A 649-nucleotide genomic window follows, 5' to 3' on the forward strand; every position below is an offset into this window, starting at 1 on the left:
GCAAGTGGCCAGGGGGAGAGTGCTGTTGCCCCACCGGCGACAGCATCAGGAGATTGCCCTCACCCCACGGCCACTCCTTTAGGGTTGACATTTTCGGAGAGCAAAGTGTGTACCAATGGTACACAGTTTTCAGCAAGTGGCCAGGGGGAGAGTGCTGTTGCCCCACCGCCGGCAGCATCAGGAGATTGCCCTCACCCCACGGCCACTCCTTTAGGGTTGACATTTTCGGAGAGAAAAGTGTGTACCAATGGTTCACAGTTTTCCGGCACTGACCAGGGGGAGAGTGCTGTTGCCCCACCGGCGACAGCATCAGGAGATTGCCCTCACCCCACGGCCACTCCTTTAGGGTTGACATTTCCTGAGAGCAAAGTGTGTACCAATGGTACACAGTTTTCAGCAAGTGGCCAGGGGGAGAGTGCTGTTGCCCCACCGGCGACAGCATCAGGCGATGGCGCTGACCCCACTGCAATCCCTCTGGGGTTGACATTTCCGCAGATAAAAGTGTGTGCCAATGGTACACAGTTTTCAGCAAGTGGCCAGGGGGAGAGTGCTGTTGCCCCACCGGCGACAGCATCAGGAGATCGCCCTCACCCCACCGCCACTCCTTTAGGGTTGACATTTTCGGAGAGCAAAGTGTGTACCAATGGTA

At 57.0% G+C, this 649-nt stretch carries 2 pseudogenes; one reads left to right on the top strand and one right to left on the bottom strand.

From position 1 onward, the window contains the following. Nucleotides 1–223 (bottom strand): annotated as a pseudogene (locus OSC10802_RS55265) (hypothetical protein); the annotation flags it as partial. A 14-nt stretch (nt 224–237) separates the two neighbouring features. On the opposite strand from OSC10802_RS55265, the pseudogene OSC10802_RS55270 reads away from it, so the two are divergent. Then, nucleotides 238–649, top strand: a pseudogene (locus OSC10802_RS55270) (hypothetical protein); the annotation flags it as partial.

Origin of the sequence: Kamptonema formosum PCC 10802 (genome assembly GCF_000332335.1) — a bacterium.
Classification (GTDB): Bacteria; Cyanobacteriota; Cyanobacteriia; order Cyanobacteriales; family Oscillatoriaceae; genus Oscillatoria.